This is a genomic window from Terrisporobacter hibernicus, assembly GCF_020809405.1.
Classification (GTDB): Bacteria; Bacillota; Clostridia; order Peptostreptococcales; family Peptostreptococcaceae; genus Terrisporobacter; species Terrisporobacter petrolearius.
Genome location: NZ_CP081135.1, coordinates 3,427,399 through 3,447,440 on the forward strand (window position 1 = coordinate 3,427,399; position 20,042 = coordinate 3,447,440).

A 20,042-nucleotide genomic window follows, 5' to 3' on the forward strand; every position below is an offset into this window, starting at 1 on the left:
AGGACTTATCAGAAATAAATTCAGATAATAAAGAAGAAATTCTATTACAGTTTGGAATGATGATACTAGAAGATATATTTTCAAGAGCACTAGACTATCAAAGATTAATTGACACCAATTGGAGGTATATCTATAATCCTAGCACAGATTGGGGTAAATTCGCTAAAATAACGATATTTCTTTATACTGTAAGAAGATATATAACTTCTATAGCAGAAAAGAAAAGTGAGAGTATTTCTAATGGAGATGGATACTATCATGATATATTAAAGATAAAAGATAGAATTGAAATTTTAGGAGTAGGAACAAGTAACTATAATACATTTATCGAAGATATAACAAAGGAAGACGTATTTTTTTTAATGGGTCTGTTAATGATTATTATGATCCATATTTAAATAAAATTGTTACTAAACAAGAAAATGAAAATAAAAAACATATTATAGTACCATTCTTATTTACTCAAAGTGGTATAAAGCCATTAACATCTGTCAAAATGTCTGAAAGATATGTAAATTTATTTAGTAAATTTAAAGAATCATACGTGATATGTGTCTGTGGATTCTCATTTAATTCGGATGATGGTCATATAAATGGTATGTTTAGAGAACTAATAGAAGATTACGACAAGGAAATAACTATATTGCATTATTGTATCAGTACGAATTTTGATAAAAGACAAATACAACATGAGTATAAAAAAGTTAAGATTAACGTCTAATAAAAGATTAAATATAGTTATTGTAAATAATGAAAGAAAAGATATCGATACTGGAGAGTATTAGTATCAATCGATAGTGAAATAGTAAATGAAATTTAAAAAGTCAACGATTGGGGTGGATTTATGAATTTAGAGGGGAGTTTAAAAGAAAGATGTAGAGAAGTGATATCTTTTGCGTGGGATGTATTTTCTAAAAAAGTTGGAAATGATTTAATAAATATAAATAAGGAAGCATCTATGCAATTACAGTATGCACATATATTGCAACAATTATTACCTATAATAATTGTAAATAAAGAAGAAATGTTAAAATTAGAATTAGAGACTACAATATCTGATGGAACTAATAATAGAGAAGTTGATTTATTACTCTATGGTGAATCTAAAACTGAGAGCTTTAAAATAGCTATAGAACTTAAGTGCTACAGAAAGATAGCATCATCTGGTGGGAAAAGAGGGGCAACCGATATATTCATGAAATCTGTATATGAAGATTTATGCTTGTTAGAAAAATATTGTGAGAACAATCAAGCTAATATTGGCATATCACTAATTATGAATGACAATGAAAATTTTATAAATCCTAAAAATAAGGTTGCTAAGTGTTGGAAATATGATATTTCTGATGGTCATAAAATTCGAGGTGGAGTTAAACTAAATACACCAATAGGTGGAAAAGATGTAAATATAGAATTAAAAAAAGATTATGACTTTAATTGGAAAAAAGTAAATACTATGTGGTTTGTAGAAGTTGAGGGTAAAGTTTAAATTAATATACATAATATGACAAGTACATAGAATTTAGGCACTATTTAAAATAGAATAATTTGATAATGCTCAAATAGATGAAAATAAAGATTAATTAAGAGTTTTTATTATAATATAGGTATATTAGTAAATAGAGTATGGAATATACTATAAAAATATGGATGGAGGGGAAAATGAGCGAATATATAGAGGTAGAAAGCCCTTTTTTAACTCAGCTAAAAAACTTAGGTTGGACAGTGATAGATCATCGAGAAGGAGTAGTACCTACTGATCCAAATATAAGTTTAAGAGAAAATTTTAGAGAAATAGTTATAAAAAGTGAGTTTAAAAAGGGTGTTAAATATATAAATAGATTAGAAGACGATAGAGAGTGGCTTACTGATAAGCAACTTAATGATTTATACAATGATTTAACAAATACAAATTATAAAAGTTTACCAGAGGCTAATAAAGCTATTACTGAATTATTAGTAAATAGCAAGCCGAGGGTAGACAAAAACGAAGTAACAGGTGAAGATAATGTAGCTGTGAAGCTTATTGACTTTGATAACATTGAAGACAATAGCTTTATAGCTATAAATCAGTATAGGGTAGATACAGTAGGAACTGCTAAGAAGTGTATAATTCCAGATATCGTACTTTTTATAAATGGTATACCTGTAGTTGTGATAGAGTGTAAAGTGGCATCCTCTTATGCTACTAATCCTATGGAAGAAGGGATAACGCAGCTTCTAAGATATCAAAATAGGAGATTAAATACAGCAGGTAATGTAGAAAAAGAAGGAGAAGAACAACTTTTTTACTACAATCAGTTTATGATATCTACTTATGGAGATGAGACAAGGGTAGGTACTATATCATCAAGTTATGACCATTACTTACCATGGAAAAGTATTTACCCAAAGAAATACCAAGAGTATGAATTACCTTTAGGTAAGGAACGTTCACAAGAAGTATTAGTACAAGGGATGCTAAATAAAGAAAATATAATAAAGATTATCAAAAACTTTATTATATACAAGCCAGTAGATGTAGATGGGAAAATAGAAATAAAAATTGTATCTAGATACCAACAGTTTAGAGCAGTTTGTAAAACTATAGATAGATTATTAAGTGGAAAAACTTATAAAGAAAAAAGTGGTGTTATATGGCACACTCAAGGTTCTGGTAAATCATTGACTATGGTATTTTTAGTAAGACAAATGAGAAATATAGAAATGCTAAAAGACTATAAGGTGCTTATGGTAAATGATAGAACAGATCTTGAAGAACAATTAGCACAGACGGCAAAGCTTACAGGAGAGACTATAGATATAGTTGAAAATAGTAGAGAATTAAAATCTAAATTATCAACTAATAGCTCTAATGTAGCTTTAGTGATGATGCATAAATTTGGAGATAAAAGAGTAAATCAAGATGATGAAGAAACACTTATTTCTTTAGGTCTTCAAAAAGAAGATGTATTACCTCATATAGAAGCATTAGGTGTTATAAATGATTCAGATAGGATACTTATTCTTATAGATGAATCTCATCGAACTCAGAATAATCCATTTGGATTAGCAGGAAATTTATTCAAGGCATTTCCTAACTCATGTAAAATTGCTTTTACAGGAACTCCATTAATTACTGGCAAGCATAAGAGAAAAACTACTGATATATTTGGTACTTATATAGATACTTATAAATCTAAAGATTCAGTAAGAGATGGATCCACATTGCAACTTATGTATATAGGTAGAAAAGATAAGCTAGGTTTATTAGATAAAGCTACATTTGATAGTGAGTACGATGAAGTATTTAAAGATAAGAGTGAAGAAGAGTTAAAAGAAATAAAGAAGAAATACGGAAGTTATAAAGACTTTTTAGAAAGTGATAATCATATAAAGACACTATCATACGATATTATAGATCATTATAGTAAAGAAATATTACCAAATGGGTTTAAGGCTCAGGTTGTTTGTATCTCTAAAGTAGCCACAGCTAAGTATAAGAAATACTTAGATCAAGCTATTGATGATAAAATAAAGGAACTTGAAGATAATGGATATTTAGTAAATGATGAATTGTTAAAGAAGCTTAGGTTTATAAAAACAGCTGTAATAGTTTCTGATGGCGGTAATGATAAGGCTGATGTTATAAGGTACTCCAAAGAATCTAAAGAGTGTGATGCGATTGAAAACTTCAAAAAGAAATTTGACTATGATAAACCTGAAACGGGTATAGCTATATTAGTAGTATGTAGTAAACTTTTAACAGGATTTGATGCTCCTATAGAACAAGTAATGTATCTAGACAAAAAAATGAAAGAACATAACTTATTCCAAGCAATAACAAGAGTAAATAGAACAGCAAAGGATAAATACAAAGGATATATAGTTGACTATGCCAATAATGCAGATTTGATAGCTGAGACATTAGCTATCTATAGTGGTGACGATGAAGAAGAAGTAAACAGTGCAATAGTTGATGTAAATTCAGAGAAGCCAATATTAAATGATAGATATTTAAGGCTTACAAATTTATTTAAAGAAAAGGGCATTATAGAAATAGAAGACTATATAACATATAAGATAAATGATGCTAAAAAGCAGTATGAAATATTAGAAAGATGTATTGAAGTATGTGAAGATTTACAAACTAGAGCAAAGTTTGAAACTGATTATAAAATCTTTTTAATGAGCTTAGATGTATTAATTCATTTAAATATAGAAGAAAAGTATATACAAGCAATGAAAGCATTTGGACATATTCAAGCTAGAATAAAACATAGATATAAGGATGATAGTATTAACCTTATGGGTGTCGGTGAAAAAATCAAAGAACTAATAAATAAGCATGTTGAAAGCAAAGGTATTAGTAACAGAGTAAGACCATTAGAATTATTTGATGTTGATTTTAAAAAGAATCTAGAAGAGAATAAATCAACAAAGGCAAAAGCAAGTGAAATGGAACATGCTACTAGAAAGCATATAAATATTAACAAATCAATGGACCCAGCTCTATATCAAAGTTTTAGTGACAAACTTGACGAAATACTTAAAAAGTATGATACAGATATAGAAGCTAGATACAAAGAACTTGAAAAATTACTAGAAGAAATATTAAAAGGAAGAGAAGACAATAGTGTATGTGGCTTAGATTCTATAAAAGAAGCTCCTTTTTATGATTTGATACTAAATATTGCTTTTAAAAACTCAAAAATAGAAGATGAAGAACAAATTAAATCTATAACAGTGAATATAGTTAATACTATAATATGTGAAATGAAAAAAATAACTTGGGGTAATCCAGTAGTTGTTAAAAAAGTAAGTGGAGGGGTTGGAGATATTCTTTTAGATTCATGTATAGATGAATTAGAGGATAATGAAGATATGCTAGTTACAGAAATAATGAATTTAGCAAGAAAAAGATATGATTTAATGGTGAATTAAAATGCAGACATACAAAGACATAAATTATGCAGTAATCAGACGAAAGAGAAGAAGTAGTAGTTTGATAGTAGAAAATGATGGAACGATAAAATTAATAGTACCATTAGATACATCTAATGAGGATGTAGAAAAAATAATAGAATCTAAAAGATACTGGATTTATACAAAAAAGGCAGAACTTGAATCACTTAATTATTCTAAAATTGATAGAAAATTCGTAAGTGGTCAAGGTTTCATGTACTTAGGATCATCTTATAGATTGGAAATAGTAGATACTTTAGATGTGGACTTAAAGTTATACAGAGGAAGGTTTTATTTAAAAAAATCTAAATTAGAAAATGCGGCAGAAGTATTCAAGAGTTTTTACAGAGAAAAAGGCTTGAAGAAAATAGAGGAACGTATAAATTTGTATAAAGATATGATCGGTGTTGAGCCTAATAAAGTTAGAGTTATGGAATTGCAAAATAGGTGGGCATCGTGTACAAATAAAGGGAATTTGAATTTCAACTTTAAATGTATTATGGCTCCATTATCAATAGTTGACTATATAGTAGTGCATGAATTAGTCCATATTAAATATAAGAATCATGATAGTGCGTTTTGGAATGCTATAGATAAAGTTATGCCAGACTATGAGAAAAGAAAAGAATGGTTAAAAAATAATGGAGCAGCATTAGATATATAGCTTGAAAGTTATTAGTAAGAACAAATAAATAACTAAATTAAAGTAATGATATTTTTATTATGATATCCTTACTTTTTATTTTGTGAAAATAAAATATATTATGTATAATATAGGCATAAAAAATTAATACATGTGATTGTTTTGGGGAGATAAAGACGTGATAGATGAAATAAAAAGAAATTATAATAAAGAAGATCTTACAAAAGAAGTAGTACAAAATATTGTTGGAGATTTGAAATCACAAGGGTTGTTAGGAAAAGAAATAATTTGTAAAATAACTTGGAAAAAGTTTAATGACGACAAAGATTCATGGATACATTTTATGGATGTCTTAAATCCATCCAATAAATTAACTCCTATTATTAATCCTATTGATGGAGAAAAATTAAGTGTTGTATTTTATTCTCATGATACAGGGTTTAATATAAATGATTTAGTTGTAGGAGAATATGAACCGGAAACGTCCTGGCAATACCTTGAAAAATTAGTGAAAGTTGATTCTGAAACAGTAAGGAAGTTACCTAAGAGTACAGAAATAAAGGATTTATATGGAGATAAGTTTGCAGAATACCTAAATAATAAGTTTGAAGATAATAAAGAAATAATTCCTATTATCTATGAAAGATTTGAAGAAATTTATATGGACAAAACTGATGAAATACTTGAAAAAATAGAAAATTTAGAGAAACAGAAAGAAGAAGTAGTTTTAGAAAAAAAAGAAAAAGAAAAGGAATCTAAGAGTTTAGATAAATCAATTCATACTAGAGAAAGAAAGGTAAAAGTTCTTGATAATGACTTGCAGGAGTTAAAAAATAAAATAAATTCATTTAAAACCTATTTTATTCCAAATATGAATGAGTTCAATGGACACTCACAAGGTAATAGTAAATTAATTACTGTAGATAATTTAAATGATACAATTGTTTCCATACAAAGATTGTTATATCATTATGAAAATGAAGGTTTAGTTTATAAATATGACGTAATAAATAAGTTTTATAAAGCTATTGCAATAGATCAAATTGTACTACTTTCAGGGCCATCAGGAACAGGAAAATCAAGTTTAGTAAATCAGATTGGAAAGATAATAAATAAATTCAAAGTCCATCATATTGCAGTTCAGTCAAGTTGGACTGATGTTCAAGATTTACTAGGTTTCTTTAATCCGATACAAAGAAAATATATATCAACAAGTTTTTTAGATGCATTAGTAGAAGCTAAATATGATCCAGAATGTATACATATAATCTGTTTAGACGAGATGAACTTGGCACATATAGAATATTATTTTTCAAGTTTTTTAAGTGTTAGAGAAAAAAATGTAAATGAAAGATACTTAGACTTATACTCATTAAGAATTTATAATGAAGTTAAAAGAGAATTATTAGAATTATTAGGAATAAGTGAAAAAGAGTTGTTAGATCTAGGTATAGATAAGATAGATGAAAAAATTAACTCATTAAAAAAAGGAGATAGAGAAACGGCAAGAGGTAATTTAGAATTAGTATTATATTACCAAGCTAAATTTATTATTCCTAGAAATGTAAGATTTGTAGGAACGTTGAATATGGATGAAACTGTTAAACCACTAAGTCCTAAAATAATAGATAGAAGCTTTATAATAGCGCTAAATCATTTAGACGACTATGAAAATATAAAGTCAGAATTAGAAGAGAATTACTTAGAGGGAATATTAGATATTAATATAGAACAATTTATGGAATATGCAGATGATAATATTATTATAGATGAAAATATAAAAGATATGGCTAATGAATTTATTAAGATTACAGATAAACTTAATATAATACCAAATGCACGATTAAATGGAAGAGGTAGAAAACATATTGAGAAATACATAAATGTAGAACAGGCTGAAGATGGGGTTATATTTAATCAAATAGTTAGCTCTAAGATACTACCTAGGGTACTATTTAATAAATCTGATGAGTTAAAATTACAGGTATTTCAGAATTTTATAAATAATTTACCTGAAGGTGATTCGAAAGAAAAAGCTAAGGGGATGATGAGTAGAAAAAGGACAATACAGTTTTGGGGGTAAAATAAATGGATGTTGTTTTAATAGATGCTGTCTGGAAGAAGCCAAATCACACCAACAATGATTATGAATATATAGATGGTGTATTAGAGAATGCTAGAATTGTAAGAAAAGTAGATTATATAGAAAATGAATATATAGCTTTTGAGTATACAATGGTAAGCAACAACTATGGAACAATAGGAATAAGTACTAATAAAGAACTTAAATCAGTTTATGCTACAGGTAAGTTTGGTTATAAAAGAGAGCTTAAAGAGGTAGAGAAAGGATTGTGGATTTCATTTCCACAATATGCATGGAGTGAAGAGCTTAAGAGTTATCAAGCTATTAGTTATCCTATTGGTATAAATCAGTGTGGAATAATAAAATTTGAGGGAGAAGATAGTAACGGAGATAGGTTTGAAACTCCAGAAGTTAAGATAAAGCCATCGCTAATAACTGAAGAAGAGTATGAAATTATGGAGTCTCAATTAAGAATAATAACGGAGAATTTAGTTGACAACTATCAGAAAGACTATAGTGGTGAAAGTCCTGCCAATTCATTGATTAATTTAAATATATTAAATAGTCACATACAAGATATTTGTGAAATTTTAGAAGAAATAAACGATAGACCAGAGGAATGTTTAATAGAAGTTAAAGATACTGTCAAAATTGATAAAATAAAAAAGTTTAATCCAAGATTATTTATTGAGCAAGAAATGTATCCATTTAAAAATACTTTTTATGCTACAGTAAATCAAAAGTCATTTGATATTAAAGAGCATAGAATCCTAAAAGGAGCTATTAAAGAATTATTAGAAACTTGTCGGAACCAAAAAAGATATGAAGAAGGTATTATTAGTAGTATAAGATCTCAAATACAAGATATACAAAAGATTAAAACTGATGATAACAATATAATACAAAAAGCTAATTACAAAATAAAAATTCTAAAAAATAAAGGCATATATATAAAAAATAGAATAGAGATATGGGAAAGCCTTTATTTGAAATTAGAAACAACGTTAGAACTAGGCATATTTGTTGTAATTACTGGCATAGATGAATGGGAAGAAACTCATATATTTAATTTTAATCCATTGTACCAGCAAGTTTTCGAGAAATTTGAAATTGTAAATAAATTACTAAGGAAAAATGAAATACTAAGTATTTTTCAAAATGATTTAATAAAATCTCCAGACTTATATGAAAAATGGGTATTTTTCAAAGTTCTAGATTACTTTATTAATGACCTTAATTTTAAGTATGGTGAAATTAATGTGATTGATAATATGATAGATTATTACAATAAATACTCTACTTTACGTGGATTTAGTATTGAAATAAAAAACTGTAATAATAATAAAATAGTAATAACAAGTGAAAAGAACTTGGAAGGTCAAATGCCAGATATAAGCTTAGTATTTATTGATGAATACAAGTCTAAAGAAGTATTTTTAGATGCAAAATATAAACCTTATAGTAGAAAAGGTGGCATATTATTTAATGATTTGAATAAATCAGCACATAGATATATACAATTATCACAGATATCTCCTGGTGCTTTTTTAGTACACCCAGATGAAGATTTAGAAGATGACTTTGAAAAGCTAAAACCTCATAAATGTGGATATTTTAAACTAAGACCTAGTGATGATAAAGGAATTCGTATATTTGGGAAATTAGTAATGCATTTTTATATGGGATGGGATGATTTATGCCCTGAATGTGGTAAAGAAGGCTCAACTTTAGAAAGTAATAGTTACAAAGCACATTATGAATGCAAAGATTCAAAATGTGGAACGTTCTGGGTTCAAAACTCATGCAGATATAGAATAAGAGAGCATCCTAATTGTATAAGAAATTTATATAAATACATTGACTCCAACTATCATAGGGAAAGTAAATTTGAATGGGATGTTCACTGTCCTGTTTGTGGCAAGTCTTATAGAGGAGATATAAATTAATTAAATATACAGCACCTATTTATATAAAGTAATGTTTTTGCATGAATATAATAAAATTTTATTATAAATATAAAACTTTTATTACATGAGTGTTTAGTACAAACTATTGCTAGTCCAAAAACTAATTAAAAATACTTCTACCACAGAATTTTCCGATTTTTTTATACACATAATATTTGGTAATAATATGAAGTATAAAAGGATGGGTGCAGTTCTTGACGGTTTGTGTCATGAACTTGCTATCAATGAAATAATAGTAGCATATTTCACTATAGAATTTAAAAATATAGAAATAGAAGAAGATGAAATAACAGAAACATATCCAACCGTATATTTAATATGTTTAGCTATAGATGATAAATATAAAAACAATGGCATAGGAACAATCTTGTTACAATATATTACAGTTGAAGCAGAAAAAATATCTGAATTTATAGGCTGTAGGTGCCTTTTAACAGATGCACTAAGCTATAAAGTTAGTTGGTATCAAGATAGAGGTTTTCAATATTTAGAGGAAGATAATTGTAAGCAAGATGATATAACAGTACCTATGTTTATAGACTTTAGCGATTATGACCTAGTAATTGATTACTTTGAGGAGGTGTAGATATGGCAATTATATATGAGGATAAGAAAATTTTATTAACTGACAATTCTGCTAAAAATTTTGTGAGAAAACTTAAACGTGAAGATTTAGAGGTGAGTAAAAAGAGAGATACATTTATAAAACAGTTTAAAGAATCTCTTCAAGTAACTAGAAGTAATGGTGTAACAAAAATAACTTTAAAACTAAATTTAAATAATATGTAAATTAGAAGGTATTACCTAAAATCAGGTAGTACCTTTTTTAATTGAACTATTTAAAATACAAATACGCTCATATGTATACAGAACTTGAAAATAAACTTATTGTGCTATAATTTAGTCAAGAACTTTATACGGAGGTAGTACCATGAAATTTCAAATTTTACATAATGATATTACAAACATGAACACAGATGTTATAGTAAACGCTGCCAATTCTAGACTCCTAATGGGTTAAGGAGTTTGTCGGGCAATCTTTAGAGTAGCAGGTGAGGAAGAATTGTATGAGGGAATTCAACATTATATTTACGATTTTTATGAAGATGAAGATTATATATTAAGAGATAGATTTAATGAAGGTATAATAGCAGATGCTATTGATAAAAAATAATACTTAATATTTTGATAAGATAAAGTGATACACAGGGGGATTAGGATGAATAAAGCTGAAATTATAGAAAGAGCCTGTAAACTATTGTTAAATAGTAGAAGAAATGAAGCTGTAGAAATTATAAATAATGAATATAAGTTTGAATACAAGGAAAGAGATAAAAGAAATTATACGGAAAAAGAAAAATTGAAAATATTTGTAAGGGATGGATTTATTGATAGATATAGTGGAGAAAAATTATTAAATCCAGGTATTTTAAAAGTCTTTTCTGTATATTTTCCAGATGAATTTCCTTATCATAGAAACTGGAAAATGGATAAAACGCATGTAGCTTATTGGGAACTTATACCTACCATAGATCATATTAACCCTATTGCAACTGGTGGAAAAGATATAGACAATAACCTGGTTACAACATCTCAGTTAAATAATTCAATAAAATCAAACTGGAGTTTAGAACAAATGAGATGGCAAATTCATGATGCAGGGGATATAAAAGAGTGGGATGGATTGACAAAAATATTTGTAGAGATAGTAGAAAAAGATATTACCTTGTTAAGCGATAATTATATTAAAAGATGGTATTCAATATCTAAATTATTTATCAAAAGTTAATAAGAGCAAGTCTAGTCATTTTAATTACTAGACTTGCTACTGTGTGTCAAGTTTTGATTATAGCTAATGTTGAAAATTTGCTATAATGTAGATTTACTTGGGAGATTGAAAGCATTAAGAGATCAACCTACAATTATTAAATAAGCTAGTATAATTTAAGTTCCTGGGGAAGGATGAATTAATGGATGTTTCAAATTATAAAAAATATTTTTTGAGTTTTTGTGGAGCGATATTAATATCTTTAGCAACAGTTGTTACGTTCTCAATATTTCAAACAATTGAATTAATTGAAAAGTTTTTTTCAATCAAACTTTTAGTATTATAGTAGTTTTTATAACGTATTTTATTGTAATACTCCTGTTAAGTAAAGTCTATAACGATGGGATATTACAGGATTTGTATAAAAAAATATATATATAAAATTTCTTAGAATGCCATAAAAATATATACTATTAACACTATCATTATTGATTATTTCAATATTATTTGCATTATTAGTTGGTAAAGTCCTACCAATAATTATGCCTCAAATAAAAAATAGTCCTAATATACAACTTAGTTTTATTTTCTGGGTAGGTGCCATTACATATTCACCAATTATAGAAGAACTGATATTTAGAGGAATTTTCTTTAATATTGCATCTACATGGCTAGATATAAATAATAAAACTGTAAAAAAATAGTAATTATAATTAATATTATAATGTTTATGAGTGTTCATTATATTAGTTATAATCTAGCTGATTTTAACTTGATTTTATCACTATTAATAGCAATTATCCCAAGGTTAGCTATATCAATATCACTTACTTACATTTATATTAAAACTAAAGATATTAAATATAATATTATTTTGCATATAGTGTATAATTCTTTCATGCTACTAGCATAAATTATATTTTAATTTGTTTCTGGGCTGGTAATCTTTTGATATTAGGACTAATTAAAAATATAGGAGGGTAATGAAAATGAAAAAACTAGTAATGATTGGCCTTTGCATGGTCATGCTCACAACAATATGTACTGGGTGTAGTTCTACTTCCACAAGCTCTGGCAACGGATGTAAAACACAGCAAAAGAAAATACCTGACTTGAAGGGTGAATGGAAACAAAAAAATAGCAAATCTAATGACTCTTATCAGGCGGCAACAATAAGTGATGAGACTATTACAATCTACTGGATAAGTGATAACGGTGATACAAAATCACTTTATTGGGCTGGTTCTTTTGTAGCTCCAAAAACTGCTGAAGAACCTTATTCATGGAATTCTAAAAATGACCATAGTAAAACTGAAACTGCTATGCTAGCATCAAATGATGATACTAAAGCTATCACATACGAAAATGGCCAATTAAGCTATGAAGCTTCAGCTATGGGCACAACTACAAAGATTATATTAGAAAAGCAAAAATAGCAAATCCAATGAATTAACATACCAGATTTAGGTTTTTTCTCACAATTTACAGGATGTACAAAAGATGACACTTAGTGTCATCTTTTGTTATGATTGATGGCTTTACCTATTTGTTTCCAGTAAGGCATGACAGGTAATGTATATATGGGGGAATATTCTGAAAATGCCATGCAATTTGACTCTTGACTATATTGAGGACTATAATAAATGGTAGTGTATTATACAACAGTTAACATAATACTTAGGCCCAGTATTTATTATTATAAGAATTTCACTTAAGTTATACAAAAAAATATAACTACTGATTAAATGAAATAAAATATGATTATTTTATGAAAGAAGGTATAAGAAATGAATAATAAATTAAATGAAATCGTTGAAAAAAACAGTAAAGAATTAATCAAAGCCGTACAAGATGTGGTTAAAATTAAAAGTTTAAGAGATACACCTAAAAAAGGAATGCCATTTGGTGAGGGAGTATGTAAAGCCCTTAATAAACAACTTGAGATTGCTGAAAAACTAGGGTTTAAAGTAACCAATGTAGACAATTATTATGGATATGCAGAATATGGTGAAGGGGAAGAATACGTTTGTGCTCTTGGTCATTTGGATGTAGTTCCAGAGGGAGATGGATGGCAATATGGGCCTTATTCTGGTGAAATAGTTGATGATAAATTATGGGGAAGAGGTACTGTTGATGATAAAGGACCTATAAATGCAGCTTTGTTTGCATTAGCAGCACTTAAAGAATCAGGGTTCAAGCCTTCTAAGAAAATTAGAATTATCTTTGGATGTGATGAAGAAACAGGTTGTGAAGATATGGAGTATTATAATGAAAGAGAAAAAGCACCTATTTACGGGTTTACACCAGATGCTAATTTTCCAGCAATTTATGGTGAAAAAGGAATTCTTCGTTTTGAACTAACTACTCCATTTGATTTGACAGATGGTTCAAACATTAAGAGCATAGCTGGTGGAATAGTGGTAAATGCTGTTCCTGATAAAGCTGAAGCTATTATCACTGGGAAAACGTGTCCAGAGACACAAAACATTACTTGCAAAGAAAATGCTGATGGAAGCGTAACTGTATCAGCTAAGGGTATTCCTGCTCATGGAAGTATACCACATACAGGTAAAAATGCTATTGGCATATTAATTAAATATTTAGTAGATAACAACCTTGTTGAAGGTAAAGAAGGAGAAAAACTTGCATTTATACGTAAGTATTTATGTGAAGGAACTTTTGGAGCTGAACTTGGTGTAGATATGGAAGATGAAACAGGATCATTAACAATGAATATGGGTATTGTAGAGGTTGTAGATGGAAAACTTCGTGTACATATGGACCTAAGATACCCATGCACAAAGACTGAGAAAGGAATATTGGAAACTTTCTTGGCTAAGTTACAAGGATTTGATGCAGAGAATGTGGAAAATGCAAAACCACTTTATGTGAGCAAGGATAGTAGACTTATAAGAACTGTAACAGATGTATATAGTGAATTCTACGATGGAGATAGTACGGCTACTGCAATTGGTGGAGGAACTTATGCAAAACACCTTAATAATATAGTAGCATTTGGTCCATGCATTCCAGGAGAGGAAGTTGTGGAACATACTAATCATGAATATATAAAAATAGATAGTCTGATAACTTTGGCTAAAATATATGCCAATGCACTTGAGTTACTTTCAAAGTAATGTATTTGAGATAATATAGTTAATAAAAAGGCAGCTATGGTATAAAATTAATAAGAGTAAGGCAAGTTATATAAAATATGACTTGCCTTATTTTTATATCTAAAATTATAAAAAATGAGAATAATATCTCAAAAACAAACTTTTACAGAAACTTCAAAGGATAGAGTGATACAATATCTTAAAATTACAAGTATGGTGTTCTGTTCAATAAAATATTACTTTTTATTCTTTAATTTTTTATATAAAAAAACTCCTGCAACTATAATTACTATGCTTAAAGCTATATAAACAAAAGTTGTAGATATTCCAAAGGCATAATAAGTGCTATTTGCTAATTCCATAATAAATCCCCCTTTTTTTATTTATATTTATATTAATTATTAATTTAATCATAGCATAATGCATAAAAATCAAACAAATATCTTACATAACTAAGTAATATTAGATACCTGTTTGATTTTAGAATATATTAAGTAACCTATATACTTTTAAATACCATAGTTCTCTTTTATTATTAAGAGAGTTATCTAATCAAATTTTCTTATAAATCTATATGTATAGCCTCGTCATTTTCAAGTGCATCCTTATATTCAGCTAAATTTATTTAGATTTTTAGTAACATAATGGTAAATAAATTAACATATGAATATATAGTTATTAGGCAAACAGGATAGAACTTGTAAGTGCAAATAATTATTATTAGGGGGTATGCATTATGTTGGAAAGTTCAGATGAAAATCCAAATTTAAGTGGACAATCTACTAGAAGAAGAAGAATTAAAGATATACACGAGGAAATTAGAGAAGAATTTTCAAATAAAGAATTATATGACAAAATATATGATATTATATGTTATGAATTATGTGGAGAGGTAAGACTTATAACTTCTGAGTTATCAGAAATAATGAACAGATTATGCAATGGAACACAGGAAGATATTAAAAGTAGTGTAAAATATGAATTATATAAATATACAGAAGATAGAAGTAAAAGGCAAAGAGATTATGTAAATGCAATAACAGAAACATATAAAACAATAAGCATTAATAAAAGGCCTGAGGCTGTAAATATAAATCACTATTTCTCAAAATTCGAAATTGAAAGAATGAAAACTTATTTTAAAAACGTGAACAATTTAATAGCTACCTTAGATGAAATTCATGAAGATATAAAAGAAACATTGTATTTTGAATGGGAAAATGAATGTCCATATGATGATTATAGAGGTGATAATGGTAGAGATGAATATGGCAATGTTATAAATCCAGGATATTTAGATCCTGATGATCCATATCATTACTTTCATGAATAAAAAGAAACTTAAGGAATATTTATATTCAGTGGATGTCAATCCTACAAAAAATTCGTAAAAGCCGTAAGTTTAAATAATTTTATATGGTATTTTTTATCAGAATGCTAAAAAAGGCCTTAAAATCCACTTATTCGGATTTAAAGGGCCTTAATTTTAGGCATTCTTTATTTTATGTAAAAAGACACAAAATTCAAATCATCAAATTGCTTAATTTCGAATTTATCTAATAGTTTAAAATCATCAATATTATAAGTATATATATATTCTCCGTCACAAGATATAAATTTATTGTCATGAATATAACTACAACTGTTTTTGTTTTTACTTTTAAATACTTTGATATTTTCAATATTCTTCAAATTAATTTTAGCAATTCTATTTCCAGTATCATTATCATGTGATTCATATTCAACTACATATAGATTATTATTATGTAAATGCATACGTGCTAAGTATTTAAATGGTAACTTAATTTTTTCTATAGATTTTTCTTTTAAATTTATTTTCAGCATTATGTTTGAGTATTCATCATTTCCATCACAATATAGTAATGCATACATATTTTCACCTATTATTTTAGCGTCAGACACATAAGTTGATTCGCCTAAATCAATAGTATCACTAACTTTTAAATTAGATTTATTTAAAATATATAAATTAGTATGACAATTTTTTTGTACATCATCGTCATTATTTATAGAATAAAGCTTATCTTTATTTTCTAATAAGAAACATCCTGCATCATCAATTTTTGTAGATTCAATCACTTTATTTTTTTTAATATCTGTTTTATTAATATTTGTTCCTTGTGTATTAGAAGCACCTGTGTAAGCGTATTTATCATCTATGCAAAAAATTGTAGGAGAAATATTATAAGCATCAACTTCCTTGGCTTTTAATGTATTCATATTTATTTTAACTATATAATTATTAATATGGTTTTTATAAATTGGATCTGCATAATAAATATCATCACCGTTTTTTAAACCGACCTCAGTAAAACCACCTAGATTAACTCCTCTAAATTTCAATTTTTTATCGTCGATTAGCTTCCCACTTTTATCATATGTTACTATTCTAGACTTGGAGTGAGTCAAGCTATATACTACACCATAGTCATAATCAGAAACTTCTTTATTAATATTTGATGACACTATATAAAAAAATAGACTAAGTACAACTATAAATGGAATTACCAATTTTTTTTTCATGAAATTTATACTCCTTTAGAATAAATTATAATATTTACAATAATGTAAAAAATTACATTTTAACCATATTGTAACAATGAGCTTTGATAAGAACAACAAATTGTTCAGTTTCTAAACAAATCTTAAGACAAAAATATTAATTAAAAGCTTAAATTTTTCTCATTTTAATTATGTTTACATGAATATATAAATAGAAGGAAACAATTACCTATAATACAAATTAAGGGTGGAGATAGTATGAAAAAAATATCAGTTGCTGTAATAGGAGCAGGATCAAGGGGGATGAATGCCTACGCACCCTATCTACTGGAAAACCCCAACCTAGGAGAAATAATAGCAGTAGCAGAACCCAAGGAAGAAAAAAGAAATAACTTTAAAAATAGATACAATATAAAAGAAGAAAATACATATTACTCATATGAAGAACTCTTATCAAAACCTAAATTAGCAGATGCAATAATAATAGCCAACAGTGATGAATCCCATTTTGAACCAACTAAAACAGCCCTAGAAAAAGGATATAATGTATTACTAGAAAAACCCATGTCAAATAAACTGGAGGAAGTAATCAAACTAGGACAACTGGCAAAAAAACACAAAGACCAAGTGTTTATCATATGTCACGTTCTAAGATATACACCATTTTTCAGTGAGCTAAAAAGAATAGTGGACAGCAAAGAATTAGGCGACCTTATAAGCATACAACACAATGAAAACATAGGATATTATCATTTTGCACATAGCTATACACGTGGAAACTGGAGAAATAGCCATGAAACAAGTCCACTAATATTGGCTAAAAGTTGTCATGATATGGATATATTATTATGGCTAACAGGGAAAAGTTGCAAATATATATCTTCCTTTGGAAGCCTAAGTCATATGAAAGAAGAAAGCTTCAAGGAAAACATGGCAAATAAATGTGTGGACTGTGCAGCTGAGGAAGCCTGTCCCTATAGTGCGAAGAAAATATATTTGGAAGATGATGTACTTAAGGCATCTCTATATGCAGTGGATGCCAACCCTACAAAAGAAAATTTGGCAAAGGCTATAACTACTGGCCCCTATGGAAGATGTGTGTACAAATGTGACAACAACGTGGTGGATCATATGGTAAGTATATTGGAGTTTGAAAACAATATAACTGCCACTTTCAACTTATGTGCATTTACAAAGGATTGCACAAGAACTATAAAGCTTATGTTTTCCCATGGAGAAGTGGGAGGGGATTTTCACAAGAATGTAATAGAGGTGCATAAATTTGGAGATAACCACCACACAGTAATTCATCCTAAGGTGGTAAAAAGTGGTCATGGTGGAGGGGATTTTAAACTAATGGAAGAGTTTGTGAAAGCCGTAAGTTCAAATAATAAGGAAGTAAAAAGTAGTGCAATTACTTCTGTGGAGAGTCATGTAATGGCATTTGCAGGAGAATATTCTAGATTAAATCATGAAGTGGTTAATGTGGAAAAGTTTTGGAAGGATCAAATATAATGAAGCTTTTTTGCAAGTGATATATGAGGATGTCAGGATATTTTTTCTGCCAACCTTATCAAATAATTTGACATTAAGGCTTTTTTCTAATTCTTGTATATGAGAAGTGACAGTAGATTGAGTATAACCTAAGTAATCGGCAGCTTTTGTAAAACTTCCTAGTTCAATAATTTTTTCAAAGGTAATTAATTGTCTTATTTCCAAGTTTATGCTCCTTTCTTTATATATCGATTTTTTCGATAATAAACTTTATATATTTCAATTATACAAATATATAAAGTAAATATACAATAGATTATAGATTATATAAATATTATCTTTGAAAGAGGGTATAACCATGAATTTAAATCTAGAGTATAAAATAAAAAACAAAGCAATTGAATTAGGATATGAGAATTGTGGAATCATCAGTATAGATGATATGAAAGAATATAGTGATAAACTTAGAGAACGTATAAATAAGTTTCCAGAAATAGAGAAGCATTCAAAGGAATTTTATAGTTTCGCAAATTTACAAAAAGATTATCCTTGGGCTGAATCAATTATTATATGCACAAGAAGATATGGAAAATATAAAATACCTAAACATTTAGAAGGATTAATTGGCAAGTATTATTTAGTGGATAGTCGTACAGATACAAATAGCCAAGATTATCAAGATAGTCTATTATTTGAAAATTATTTAAATGAATTAAGATTAAAAAATATAACTAATAGAGAGTTCGGTGTAACAGCTCTAAGATGGGCTGCTCTTAAGTCAGGTATTGGAATTGTCAGAAAGAATAATTTCCTATACACTGAATCAGGTTCTTGGGTATACTTAGAAGCTTGGGTTATTGACAAAAAACTTACTTTGAAAGTTGAAAATAATCTGAAAAAATGTCCACCTAATTGCAATATTTGCGTAAAGTCTTGTCCAACAAAATCTTTGCAAGAACCTTATACTATAAATAGAAATACTTGTGTTTCTTGTCTTAATACTTGGGAAGGTTGGGATTTAAGTAAGGACAAGCATAATAGCGAGATGGGAAACTGGGTATATGGATGTGATGTTTGTCAAGATGTGTGTCCTTTTAACAAAAACAAATGGTCTGAAGAAGAGGAATTTCCGTATTTAGAAGATTTAGGTGATTTAATATCATTAGAAAAAATAATTGAAATGGATTATGAGTTTTTAAGAAATATTATGAGTTCTAAATTTTGGTATATACCAAAAGATGATGTGTGGAAATGGAAAAGTAATACAATTAATGCCATGTTAAATAATTATAATAAAAGTTATGAGAAATATATTAATATGGCATGTAATGACGAAAATGAAAATGTCCGTAAAATGGCTTATTGGGCGAAAGAAAAAATTATCAGTGGAATTCTATGATTGTTAATATATGGGCTCTGTCAGATAACTCCGTGCTTAATCATATATAATATAATTAAGTACGCAATTTTAATATATTACGGACTACACATATATAATCTGTTA

General features: G+C 27.9%; 20 protein-coding genes. 17 read left to right on the forward strand and 3 right to left on the reverse strand.

Annotation, left to right across the window (positions count from 1 at the left end; all coding sequences use genetic code 11):
• Positions 1–56: 56 nt before the first annotated feature.
• The 14 genes from JW646_RS16550 (at position 57) to pepV (ending at position 14,542) form a co-directional block, all read left to right on the forward strand.
• The gene (locus tag JW646_RS16550) at positions 57–398 is read left to right on the forward strand and encodes a hypothetical protein (RefSeq protein ID WP_228415701.1); all 342 of its coding nucleotides are present in this window, start codon (positions 57–59) and stop codon (positions 396–398) included.
• Positions 399–496: 98 nt separating this feature from the next.
• Entirely contained in the window at positions 497–721 is a 225-nt protein-coding gene (locus tag JW646_RS16555; protein WP_228415702.1) for a hypothetical protein, read from the forward strand.
• Between the two features lie 123 nt (positions 722–844).
• Positions 845–1,489 (forward strand): hypothetical protein, encoded by a 645-nt coding sequence (locus JW646_RS16560; protein ID WP_228415703.1) that lies wholly within the window; start codon positions 845–847, stop codon positions 1,487–1,489.
• Positions 1,490–1,662: 173 nt separating this feature from the next.
• Positions 1,663–4,923: a type I restriction endonuclease subunit R gene (locus tag JW646_RS16565; RefSeq protein ID WP_228415704.1), complete on the forward strand. Its 3,261-nt coding sequence runs from the start codon at positions 1,663–1,665 to the stop codon at positions 4,921–4,923.
• A gap of 1 nt (position 4,924) precedes the next feature.
• Positions 4,925–5,608: a M48 family metallopeptidase gene (locus JW646_RS16570; protein ID WP_228415705.1), complete on the forward strand. Its 684-nt coding sequence runs from the start codon at positions 4,925–4,927 to the stop codon at positions 5,606–5,608.
• 157 nt (positions 5,609–5,765) lie between these two features.
• Positions 5,766–7,670, forward strand: a complete 1,905-nt coding sequence (locus JW646_RS16575) for an AAA family ATPase (protein ID WP_228415706.1) — start codon at positions 5,766–5,768, stop codon at positions 7,668–7,670.
• Positions 7,671–7,675: 5 nt separating this feature from the next.
• Entirely contained in the window at positions 7,676–9,616 is a 1,941-nt protein-coding gene (locus JW646_RS16580) for a rhoptry family protein (protein ID WP_228415707.1), read from the forward strand.
• A 187-nt stretch (positions 9,617–9,803) separates the two neighbouring features.
• Entirely contained in the window at positions 9,804–10,223 is a 420-nt protein-coding gene (locus JW646_RS16585; RefSeq protein WP_228415708.1) for a GNAT family N-acetyltransferase, read from the forward strand.
• Between the two features lie 2 nt (positions 10,224–10,225).
• Complete coding sequence (locus tag JW646_RS16590) at positions 10,226–10,426, forward strand: hypothetical protein (RefSeq protein WP_228415709.1); 201 nt, start codon at positions 10,226–10,228, stop codon at positions 10,424–10,426.
• Between the two features lie 430 nt (positions 10,427–10,856).
• Complete coding sequence (locus JW646_RS16595) at positions 10,857–11,426, forward strand: HNH endonuclease (protein ID WP_228415710.1); 570 nt, start codon at positions 10,857–10,859, stop codon at positions 11,424–11,426.
• A gap of 521 nt (positions 11,427–11,947) precedes the next feature.
• Positions 11,948–12,109 (forward strand): CPBP family glutamic-type intramembrane protease, encoded by a 162-nt coding sequence (locus JW646_RS16600; RefSeq protein ID WP_228415711.1) that lies wholly within the window; start codon positions 11,948–11,950, stop codon positions 12,107–12,109.
• A gap of 26 nt (positions 12,110–12,135) precedes the next feature.
• The gene (locus JW646_RS20365; RefSeq protein WP_408647710.1) at positions 12,136–12,318 is read left to right on the forward strand and encodes a CPBP family glutamic-type intramembrane protease; all 183 of its coding nucleotides are present in this window, start codon (positions 12,136–12,138) and stop codon (positions 12,316–12,318) included.
• Positions 12,319–12,394: 76 nt separating this feature from the next.
• Positions 12,395–12,841, forward strand: a complete 447-nt coding sequence (locus JW646_RS16605) for a hypothetical protein (protein WP_228415712.1) — start codon at positions 12,395–12,397, stop codon at positions 12,839–12,841.
• Positions 12,842–13,192: 351 nt separating this feature from the next.
• A complete protein-coding gene (gene pepV, locus JW646_RS16610; RefSeq protein ID WP_228415713.1) occupies positions 13,193–14,542 on the forward strand; it encodes a dipeptidase PepV in 1,350 nt (449 codons plus the stop codon).
• A gap of 215 nt (positions 14,543–14,757) precedes the next feature.
• Here pepV and JW646_RS20155 read toward each other — a convergent pair whose 3' ends face one another.
• Positions 14,758–14,883: a hypothetical protein gene (locus JW646_RS20155; protein WP_255701434.1), complete on the reverse strand. Its 126-nt coding sequence runs from the start codon at positions 14,881–14,883 to the stop codon at positions 14,758–14,760.
• Positions 14,884–15,257: 374 nt separating this feature from the next.
• Here JW646_RS20155 and JW646_RS16615 point away from each other — a divergent pair, with 374 nt between their 5' ends.
• Positions 15,258–15,854, forward strand: coding sequence for a hypothetical protein (locus JW646_RS16615; RefSeq protein WP_228415714.1), 597 nt, complete (start codon positions 15,258–15,260; stop codon positions 15,852–15,854).
• 164 nt (positions 15,855–16,018) lie between these two features.
• Here the strand turns inward: JW646_RS16615 and JW646_RS16620 are convergent, their stop codons facing one another.
• Positions 16,019–17,065, reverse strand: a complete 1,047-nt coding sequence (locus tag JW646_RS16620) for a hypothetical protein (protein WP_228415715.1) — start codon at positions 17,063–17,065, stop codon at positions 16,019–16,021.
• Between the two features lie 237 nt (positions 17,066–17,302).
• Here JW646_RS16620 and JW646_RS16625 point away from each other — a divergent pair, with 237 nt between their 5' ends.
• The gene (locus JW646_RS16625; protein WP_228415716.1) at positions 17,303–18,559 is read left to right on the forward strand and encodes a Gfo/Idh/MocA family protein; all 1,257 of its coding nucleotides are present in this window, start codon (positions 17,303–17,305) and stop codon (positions 18,557–18,559) included.
• On the opposite strand, the gene JW646_RS20370 is transcribed toward JW646_RS16625, so the two are convergent.
• Positions 18,509–18,763: a LysR family transcriptional regulator gene (locus JW646_RS20370; protein ID WP_148556549.1), complete on the reverse strand. Its 255-nt coding sequence runs from the start codon at positions 18,761–18,763 to the stop codon at positions 18,509–18,511. The two genes, JW646_RS16625 and JW646_RS20370, sit on opposite strands and share 51 nt — an antisense overlap.
• Before the next feature lie 133 nt (positions 18,764–18,896).
• Here JW646_RS20370 and JW646_RS16635 point away from each other — a divergent pair, with 133 nt between their 5' ends.
• On the forward strand, positions 18,897–19,937 hold the full coding sequence (locus JW646_RS16635) for an epoxyqueuosine reductase (protein ID WP_228415717.1): 1,041 nt from the start codon (positions 18,897–18,899) through the stop codon (positions 19,935–19,937).
• The last annotated feature ends 105 nt before the right edge of the window (positions 19,938–20,042 follow it).

Bases quoted from the DNA above. Each gene is read 5' to 3' on its own strand.
- JW646_RS16550 (WP_228415701.1), top strand. From the start codon at position 57: ATGATGATACTAGAAGATATATTTTCAAGAGCACTAGACTATCAAAGA.
- JW646_RS16555 (WP_228415702.1), top strand. From the start codon at position 497: ATGTCTGAAAGATATGTAAATTTATTTAGTAAATTTAAAGAATCATAC.
- JW646_RS16560 (WP_228415703.1), top strand. From the start codon at position 845: ATGAATTTAGAGGGGAGTTTAAAAGAAAGATGTAGAGAAGTGATATCT.
- JW646_RS16565 (WP_228415704.1), top strand. From the start codon at position 1,663: ATGAGCGAATATATAGAGGTAGAAAGCCCTTTTTTAACTCAGCTAAAA.
- JW646_RS16570 (WP_228415705.1), top strand. From the start codon at position 4,925: ATGCAGACATACAAAGACATAAATTATGCAGTAATCAGACGAAAGAGA.
- JW646_RS16580 (WP_228415707.1), top strand. From the start codon at position 7,676: ATGGATGTTGTTTTAATAGATGCTGTCTGGAAGAAGCCAAATCACACC.
- JW646_RS16585 (WP_228415708.1), top strand. From the start codon at position 9,804: ATGAAGTATAAAAGGATGGGTGCAGTTCTTGACGGTTTGTGTCATGAA.
- JW646_RS16590 (WP_228415709.1), top strand. From the start codon at position 10,226: ATGGCAATTATATATGAGGATAAGAAAATTTTATTAACTGACAATTCT.
- JW646_RS16595 (WP_228415710.1), top strand. From the start codon at position 10,857: ATGAATAAAGCTGAAATTATAGAAAGAGCCTGTAAACTATTGTTAAAT.
- JW646_RS16600 (WP_228415711.1), top strand. From the start codon at position 11,948: ATGCCTCAAATAAAAAATAGTCCTAATATACAACTTAGTTTTATTTTC.
- JW646_RS20365 (WP_408647710.1), top strand. From the start codon at position 12,136: ATGAGTGTTCATTATATTAGTTATAATCTAGCTGATTTTAACTTGATT.
- JW646_RS16605 (WP_228415712.1), top strand. From the start codon at position 12,395: ATGAAAAAACTAGTAATGATTGGCCTTTGCATGGTCATGCTCACAACA.
- pepV (WP_228415713.1), top strand. From the start codon at position 13,193: ATGAATAATAAATTAAATGAAATCGTTGAAAAAAACAGTAAAGAATTA.
- JW646_RS20155 (WP_255701434.1), bottom strand. From the start codon at position 14,883: ATGGAATTAGCAAATAGCACTTATTATGCCTTTGGAATATCTACAACT.
- JW646_RS16615 (WP_228415714.1), top strand. From the start codon at position 15,258: ATGTTGGAAAGTTCAGATGAAAATCCAAATTTAAGTGGACAATCTACT.
- JW646_RS16620 (WP_228415715.1), bottom strand. From the start codon at position 17,065: ATGAAAAAAAAATTGGTAATTCCATTTATAGTTGTACTTAGTCTATTT.
- JW646_RS16625 (WP_228415716.1), top strand. From the start codon at position 17,303: ATGAAAAAAATATCAGTTGCTGTAATAGGAGCAGGATCAAGGGGGATG.
- JW646_RS16635 (WP_228415717.1), top strand. From the start codon at position 18,897: ATGAATTTAAATCTAGAGTATAAAATAAAAAACAAAGCAATTGAATTA.